Source organism: Microvirga sp. HBU67558, from assembly GCF_018069605.1.
In the GTDB taxonomy this organism is placed as follows: domain Bacteria; phylum Pseudomonadota; class Alphaproteobacteria; order Rhizobiales; family Beijerinckiaceae; genus Microvirga; species Microvirga terrae.
In genome coordinates, this window is record NZ_JAGPUP010000399.1 from 1 (window position 1) to 7,568 (window position 7,568).

8 protein-coding genes are annotated in these 7,568 nt (G+C 63.7%); 7 read left to right on the forward strand and 1 reads right to left on the reverse strand.

The genetic code is table 11. The features are described 5' to 3' along the window. A partial coding sequence (locus KBI52_RS33880; RefSeq protein ID WP_210805216.1) for a DNA translocase FtsK occupies nucleotides 1–99 on the forward strand: 99 nt, incomplete at its 5' end. A gap of 75 nt (nucleotides 100–174) precedes the next feature. Here the strand turns inward: KBI52_RS33880 and KBI52_RS02970 are convergent. Then, nucleotides 175–594, reverse strand: a complete 420-nt coding sequence (locus KBI52_RS02970) for a DUF1236 domain-containing protein (protein WP_173945479.1) — start codon at nucleotides 592–594, stop codon at nucleotides 175–177. A 197-nt stretch (nucleotides 595–791) separates the two neighbouring features. Here KBI52_RS02970 and KBI52_RS02975 point away from each other — a divergent pair, with 197 nt between their 5' ends. The 6 genes from KBI52_RS02975 to KBI52_RS03000 all read left to right on the forward strand — a co-directional run bounded on the left by KBI52_RS02975 (nucleotide 792) and on the right by KBI52_RS03000 (nucleotide 7,378). Beyond that, nucleotides 792–1,550 carry an SDR family oxidoreductase gene (locus tag KBI52_RS02975; protein ID WP_210805207.1) on the forward strand — a complete coding sequence of 253 codons (759 nt, stop codon included), beginning with the start codon at nucleotides 792–794 and terminating at the stop codon, nucleotides 1,548–1,550. A 186-nt stretch (nucleotides 1,551–1,736) separates the two neighbouring features. Continuing rightward, nucleotides 1,737–4,646, forward strand: a complete 2,910-nt coding sequence (locus KBI52_RS02980; RefSeq protein WP_371823103.1) for a penicillin-binding protein 1A — start codon at nucleotides 1,737–1,739, stop codon at nucleotides 4,644–4,646. Then, nucleotides 4,646–5,686, forward strand: coding sequence for a hypothetical protein (locus KBI52_RS02985; RefSeq protein ID WP_173945481.1), 1,041 nt, complete (start codon nucleotides 4,646–4,648; stop codon nucleotides 5,684–5,686). Before KBI52_RS02980 ends, KBI52_RS02985 begins: the two co-directional genes overlap by 1 nt. 492 nt (nucleotides 5,687–6,178) lie before the next feature. Further along, the gene (locus tag KBI52_RS02990) at nucleotides 6,179–6,574 is read left to right on the forward strand and encodes a VOC family protein (RefSeq protein ID WP_210805209.1); all 396 of its coding nucleotides are present in this window, start codon (nucleotides 6,179–6,181) and stop codon (nucleotides 6,572–6,574) included. Nucleotides 6,575–6,614: 40 nt separating this feature from the next. Beyond that, nucleotides 6,615–7,118, forward strand: a complete 504-nt coding sequence (locus KBI52_RS02995; protein ID WP_210805212.1) for a peptide deformylase — start codon at nucleotides 6,615–6,617, stop codon at nucleotides 7,116–7,118. A gap of 35 nt (nucleotides 7,119–7,153) precedes the next feature. Next, nucleotides 7,154–7,378, forward strand: a complete 225-nt coding sequence (locus KBI52_RS03000; RefSeq protein ID WP_210805214.1) for a hypothetical protein — start codon at nucleotides 7,154–7,156, stop codon at nucleotides 7,376–7,378. The last annotated feature ends 190 nt before the right edge of the window (nucleotides 7,379–7,568 follow it).

Sequence of the window (7,568 nt, forward strand, 5' to 3'; positions counted from 1 at the left end):
TCGCTCATGGAGCGCATGGAAAACGAGGGCATCGTCGGACCCGCCAACCACGCCGGTAAACGCGAGATCTTGATCAATCATCTCGACATCGACGATTGATCGCCCGATCCGGCGACGAAGATCGGAAGGCGGCTCTCACGAGCCGCCTTTTTCTTGTGCGGGCTTGCCTTCGGACTACTGGATGACCTGCACGACCGTCCGGGTCTGCGGATCGACCAGCACGGTCCTGTCGTTCACGATCGTGTAGCTGTAACTGTCCCGAAGGCCGACGCTCGGGGGAACATCATAGAGCCGCACGCGCGGCGGCAGCGGCTGGCCCACGACCACTTCCTCGGTGACTCGCATCGTCGGGCGGCGCTGGGCCACCACATAGGTGCGGACCCTGGTCGATTCCTCAGCCGAGATAACGCCCCCCACGGCGGCTCCGGCGACGCCGCCGACCACGGCCCCGACCGGCCCGCCGATGACCGCGCCGGTCACGGCTCCGCCTGCAGCGCCCGTCGCGGCGCCGGTTTCAGTGCTGCTCTGGCAAGCGGCCAGCGGAAGAGCCAGAAGAGTCAGGATGGCAGCCGAATGTAGGACGTGATTGCGCATGGCGGATTCCTTTCCGGTTAGCACCATGCGAACGCGGGAAAGCTTGGCCGGTTCCCTCCCTGGCCCAACAGGCTTCCTGGCCCAACAGGTGCGCTCCGTGGTCGAAAGGTGTGTGCAGGCTCGGCTTTTGTCCTTGCTGTTCCGGTCCTCAGATGCATCTCTCATGGCAGAGGCAAAGCACGGGTCGGGAGGATAGGATGGTGGAACGTTCCAAGGTTGCGATCGTGACCGGGGCGGGAACGGGAGTGGGCAGGGCAATCAGCGCAGGGCTCCTGAACTCCGGCTACAGCGTCGTGATGGCCGGACGCCGCCGCGAAGCGTTGGAAGCCGCACAGCGTGAAATCGCCGGCGCGAGCGCCTCCACGCTTCTGGTGCGGACCGACGTGACGAACCCGGCCTCCGTGGCGGCTCTCTTCGCCGCCGCCAAGCAGGCCTTCGGGCGAGTCGACGTTCTGGTCAACAATGCCGGAATGGGGTCTCCGGCCGTTCCACTCGAGGACATCCCGTTCGAGCAGTGGCAACAGGTGGTGGCGACCAACCTGACCGGAACTTTCCTGTGCACTCAGGAAGCCTTCCGGATCATGAAGAGCCAGACCCCACGGGGTGGACGGATCATCAACAACGGTTCCGTCTCGGCCTATGCCCCGCGCCCCCTATCGGCTCCCTATACGGCCACCAAGCATGCCGTTCTGGGCCTGACGAAGTCCACGTCCCTCGACGGCCGGGCCTACGACATCGCCTGCGGGCAGATCGATATCGGGAACGCCGCCACCGACATGACGGCCCGAATGACCGAAGGCGTGCTCCAGCCGAACGGAACGCTCGCCCCCGAGCCGAGGATCGATCCCAAGCATGTGGCGGACGCCGTGGTCTACATGGCCGGACTGCCGCTGGACGCCAACGTGCTCACCATGACCGTCATGGCGACGAAGATGCCGTTCGTCGGACGGGGGTGAGACACATTGCCGTGAAGGGGGCGGGTTCACCTGGGAAGTAAGCTCGACCGCCCCATCTGACCAGGATGGCGCAGCCCACATCCGGCGCGCCGTACGGTTCCCATTCAGCTTGTCCCGGGCAGGATTCGAACCGGCAGCAGGGCGCGGCCTGAACGGTCGTGCCGGTCGCTTCGCACGGGAGATTGATTGTCCGATGACGGCGGTGGAATGAGCGCGATCCTCGTCAAGATCTTTGCAACCGCCCTGACCCTGAGCCAGGTCCTCGCCGATCCGGACACGGTCAGGACGAGCTTCGATCCCGCGCGGGATCAGGAGCAGGTCTCGCAGATCCTCAAGGACGGCTGCGCTCATATGCGCCGGGCCTTCGACATCGAGGACATCAACCTCGACGATCTCATCGCCACCGCCATGGACGATCCCCAGGCCATCGCGGGCGAGATGAAGGTGTTGCAGGGCTTGAGCTTCAACGACCTCCACGCAAGTTATCGCCAATTCTGCAAGAACGAGAAGGTCGATCCTTCCCCGGTCGATCTCGCCGAGGTGATCTCCACCTACAATGCGGCGGTCGCCGGGCTCCCGGACGCCGGAAAGCTGAAAAACCTCAAGCTCCCCGGAGTGAGCGTCATCCTGGATGGCGACGGCAAGCGATTCGCCGAGGTCTACGAGCCAGACCACCGACGCGTCTGGGTATCCCTGTCGGAGATCCCGAAAAGCGTCCAGCAGGCTTTCGTCTCGGCCGAGGACAAGCGCTTCTATCAGCACAAAGGGGTGGATGAACGCGGTGTGATCCGCGCCTTCGTGGGCAATCTCGCCAACCCGGGCCGGCCGGCCGGCGGTTCGACGATCACTCAGCAGGTGGCCAAGAACCTGCTCGTCGGCGACGATGTGACCTACGATCGCAAGATGCGGGAAATGATCGTTGCCTCGCGCATCGAGCGCGTGCTCAGCAAGGCGGAGATCCTCGAGATCTATCTCAACTCGATCTATCTCGGCCGCTCGTCATGGGGCATCGAGATGGCGGCGCGGAGCTATTTCGGGAAGAGCGCCCGGGCGCTGTCCGTCTCCGAGGGAGCTCTGCTCGCCGGTCTCGCGAAAGGGCCGAACTATTACAATCCCGATATGAAGCCTGACCGCGCTCAGGAGCGCATGGCTTACGTGCTCAGCCGCATGCAGGACGACGGATTTTTGAAGGCCGATCAGGTTCAGCAGGCCGTCGCGGCCCTGCCGTCGAGGGTATCCTTCGAGCGCATCAAGCGCACATCGGGCTTCTACTTCGTCGATCATGTCAGCCGGGACGCCCGCACGCTCGCCGACATCGAGAACCTGAGCGCGGGCGGTTACACGGTGCGAACCACCCTCAACCCGGCCCTACAGCGGGCCACCGAGGCAGCCTTGCAGGAGGGACTCGCCCGATATGAACTGAGCATCGGGCGGCAGCGCTACCAGGGGGCCGAGGCGAACCTCGCCGGGGCCATCAGGTCGCTCGAAGGCGTTCCGGACACGGCACCTGCCTGGAGGCGGGCGCTGGGCGCGGTGCGACTGCCGCTTTACGACGTCCAATGGCCCGCGGCTGTCGTGGTCGAGAAGGGGAAGGACCGGAAGACGGGCGCCAATGTTCTGCGCGTCGGTCTGGCGGACGGGCGCATTCTGTCGCTGAACGCCTGGGAGGCGGCCCGTCGCGATCTCAAGCTCCATGACGTGGTGCGCGTTCAGGTCATCGAGCAAAAGGGCAAAGGCGCCGTTCGCGCCGATCTTCGGACTCCGCCGGCGGTGCAAGGCGGAGCGGTCGTCCTGGAGAACAAGACCGGCCGCATCCTCGCGATGGCCGGCGGCTTCTCCTATCCGTTGAGCCAGCTCAACCGGACAACGCAGGCACAGCGCCAGCCGGGCTCCGCCTTCAAGCCACTGACTTATCTCGCTGCGCTGTCGAAAGGTCTGCAGCCCAATACGCTGATCTGGGATGCCCCGGTGACGCTGCCCCCCGTGGGCGGGGATGCCACCGCTCGCGGCGATTCGTGGAGCCCCAAGAACTTCGACGGCGGGCGCTCCGGCATCATCACCCTGCGCCGTGCACTCGAAAACTCGAAGAATCTGGTGACCGCGCGCCTGCTCGACGGCGGCATTGAATCCTCTCCGGAGCAGAGCCTGAAACGGGTCTGCGAACTTGCCCTCGAGGCGCAGCTCTACCTCGAATGCACGCCGCATTACCCGTTCGTTCTTGGTGCACAGCCGGTGCGGATGATTGATCTCGCCGCGTTCTACGCGGCCGTGGCCAATGAGGGCGCCATGCCGGTGCCCCATGTCATCGAGTCCGTGGAGGAGAACGGGCGCAATGTCTACAGCCGTAAGGCCAATTCGCTTGTCCGGCTCGGCTCCGCCGATCCGGCCTCCTTCTTCCAGCTCAAAACCATGCTGCAAGGCGTGCTGGAGCGCGGAACGGCCCGCTCCCTGAAGGCGCTTGCGCCCTACGCGGCGGGAAAGACCGGAACCTCTGACGATGAGAACGATGCCTGGTTCGTCGGCTTCACGAACGACGTCACCATCGCGGTCTGGGTGGGGCACGACAATGCCGACGGCAAGCGGCGGACCCTCGGGCGCGGACAGACCGGCGGCAAGGTGGCGGCTCCCATCTTCCAGTCCATCCTTCAGGCCGCATGGGATCATCATGCGCCGAAGACCCCGCTCAGCCCGCCATCGCCTCAGGCGGCCAAGCAGCTCATCGCTCTGCCGATCGATCTGAACACAGGCGACCGGCTGACAGACGGGCAGGGGCGGGGCTTCACGGAGTACTTCCGGCTGAGCTGGTTCGGCCGGTTGAGCGAGACGCAGTTCCGCCTGGTGCCGCAGTCGGAGGTCTATGCGTTCCGTCATCCCGATCCGTGGAGCGACGGAGAGGCGAATGGCGGGCCTGAGTACCCCGAAGAGGGCCCGTATGCGCAGGGCCCCGGCTGGCTCGACAGCTTGCGGCAGAGCCTTCCGTCACGCCGCCAGGCCGAGCCTGAGCGGGGTTTCCGCTGGTGGTGGGAAGACGAGGCTCCCCGGCGGCCACGGCGTGTGGATCCGGATTATTTCTGGCGCAACGGACAGGTTTACTGATGACATCGACGAAGCCTTTCGGACGGATGCTGGCCGCCTTCGCCGCACTTTTGGCCTCCGCCGGAGCCCTGCGGGCTCAAGAGTTCAAGATCGACGAAGTGCCGTCCGTAACGTCGGTCGCGCCGGCAAGGCTAAAGACCAAGACCATCTTGTTCAGCGATCATCGCGACGACAAGCTGGCAGATCCTGGCACGGGACTGATCCGGTTCGAGGACTGGGCACGCGAGAGGCCGCTCCAGAAGCAGCTCTTGAGCCCCTTTCCCGACTATGTGGAGCCGGTCATCAGGGTCTCGGTCCACGGTATTGCGAAATCCTATACCGAGAAGCTCCACATGTATGTGGTGGAGGCACGGTTTCTGATCGGCAAGGCACCCGGCGCCATCGATCTCGGGCGCTACACCCAGCTCGACGTGCTCGAAAAGATCGACCCCTCCATCAAGCATCGCCGCATCACGGTGGATCAGGCTGCCCCGCAGGCCGATCCGCAATACGCCTACAGCCGCCACCCCGGACGCCGCTGGTGCGAAGCCGAGCGCAGCCTCTGCATCGAATCCCGCTATCCGTTGGAGGGCAAGCTGCCGGTCGGGATCAGGCTCGCCAACAAGCTCGAAGAGGGCGGCAAGAAGATCTCGGAGTTCATGGAGTTCCAGACGGAGATCCGCACCCTTGCCCAGGACGAGATCGAACGGAGCGGCTTTGCCAGGCTCACTGGCCTGGATGCTCCCGTCGCTGGGGTGCTGGAGCAAACGATCTTCCACGTCAACCAGGTCATGCAGTTCGGGAAGCTGCTGACGGTCCTGCAGCCTTCGCCGGCCGATGCCGGTAAGACCGTGGCGACTATGTTCATGACCCTCGCGGTGGAAACCGACGTTCTGGAGCGCAAGAAGGAGTTCGAGAACGTTCCCGTGCTGCGGAACCTTATCCCTGCCCAGGTGCTCATGGGCAAGAGCTCGTTCAACTCCGGGAACTCCATCAGCGCCGGACTTCCCGACTATGTCCGCAACCGCATCCGCGCTCTTGCCGAGCAGTTCGACCGATAGGTCGAGGTGCAGACCCCATGAAAAAGCCCCGTTCCAAGCAGGCTGAACGGGGCTGCTGAGTGTGCGGAGGCGACAAGGGGTTGCGGGGAATGGTGCCTCCGTACGAAACCAAGCGTTTAGCTTGATCAATGTTCCTTGGGAAATGTCGAAATCGAAGCTTGGCAGGCATCAATTTTCCTTGATTGCGCCATGATCCGACCGCCCATTGGTCCTGTCGGTTACCGGCAAAGGATGTGGTGGAACGCCGCAGGCGGGTAACAAACGGTCCCGCGCATTGTTGGAGGCCAGCAGTCAGCGTTTCTTCCTCCCGAACTTGCCTTCCCTGGTTCACCCAGGGAAGGCTTTTTGTTGGGGCTCATGGCAGGTGCGGCTCTGTGGAGCAAGGGCACCCTTCCGTTCCCCGTCCTGCACTGTTATCTCCCGGAGCGTCCTACCCGTCCCTGTCGCACCCGCCGAGCCGGCGGTTGGCTCATGCCGAAGAGGTGTCGTTCCATGGCCAAGGCCATTCACTCCATGATCCGCGTGCTCGACGAACAGCGCTCCCTGATGTTCTACGACAAGGCATTCGGACTGAAGGTGGCGGAGCGCCTGGCTTTCGAGAGCTTCACGCTCGTCTATCTGAGCAACGAGCACGGAGAATTCGAACTGGAGCTGACGATCAATCACGACCGGACGGAGCCCTATTCGCTCGGCGACGGGTATGGGCACCTGGCCTTCTCCGTGGACGATCTGGAGGCGGAGCATGCCCGGTTCGAGTCGCTCGGGCTCGCTCCCACCTCGCTGAAGGAGCTGAAGCTCGAGGGCAATCCTCCGGCCCGGTTCTTTTTCGTGCAGGACCCGGACGGATACAAGATCGAGGTGCTGCAGCGCGGCGGGCGCTACAAGTAGTCGGAAAATTTTCCATCGCCCCGCCTTCAAGAGGTATCACGTGGCCGTTCGTCCCATCGTCCGTTTTCCCGATCCCCGGCTGCGCCAGAAGGCGCAACCGGTCGGCATGGTCGACGAGACGGTGCGGGAGCTCGCCCGGGATCTGACGGAGACGATGCATGCCGCCCCCGGCATCGGCATCACGGCGCCACATGTGGGGGTTCCCGCGCGGCTCGTGGTCATTCAGCTGGAATCTGATCGCGAACCGCACATTTATATCGATCCCGACATCACATGGGCTTCTCCAGACCGCGTACGGCATGTGGAGGGCAGCGTCTCCATGCCGGGAGTGACCGATGAACTCGAGCGTCACGCCCGGGTTCGGGTGCGCTACAGGGGCCTCGATGGTTCGGAACGGGAGGAGGAGGCGGAGGGCCTGATGGCGGTCTGCCTCCAGCATGAAATCGATCAGCTCGACGGCATCTTCTGGATCGACCGTCTGTCGAAATTGAAGCGGGACCGTCTGATCAAGCGGTTCGAGAAGCTCCAGCGCATCAGGGTGTGATGGTGGAGTTGCTCTGAGAGTGGAGTTTGAAAGTCTTGTTCGAGATCTATCGTATCGAAACCATCGCGTCTGAAGAGGCGGGCGGGGGAATCATCCGCCGCATCATGGTGCGCACCGATTCCCTCGAAAAGGCGAAGGAGCGGGCCTTGAAGGTGTTTTCTCTGGCGCGACGCCCGCAGTCGCGCGACTCAGAGGTGGAGGCCGTGCGGGTTCTGAACGGCGCTGGGCACGAGGTCTTCTCGATCAGTACGAGAGACTAGGTTCCTGCTCCGGCGGAGGATGTTCTGGGGATAACCCAAACATCATTTGACACTGCGCTTATTCACCGGTACTTGCGCGCCTCCATCGCGAAAAACGCTTCCTTCGAGCGCGCGATGCGAGGAAATGCGCGGGCGTAGCTCAGTCGGTTAGAGTGCCGGCCTGTCACGCCGGAGGTCGCGGGTTCGAGCC

What these genes read in the sequence shown, in the direction of transcription:
- KBI52_RS02970 (WP_173945479.1), bottom strand. Translation starts at nt 594, where the DNA reads ATGCGCAATCACGTCCTACATTCGGCTGCCATCCTGACTCTTCTGGCT.
- KBI52_RS02975 (WP_210805207.1), top strand. Translation starts at nt 792, where the DNA reads ATGGTGGAACGTTCCAAGGTTGCGATCGTGACCGGGGCGGGAACGGGA.
- KBI52_RS02985 (WP_173945481.1), top strand. Translation starts at nt 4,646, where the DNA reads ATGACATCGACGAAGCCTTTCGGACGGATGCTGGCCGCCTTCGCCGCA.
- KBI52_RS02990 (WP_210805209.1), top strand. Translation starts at nt 6,179, where the DNA reads ATGGCCAAGGCCATTCACTCCATGATCCGCGTGCTCGACGAACAGCGC.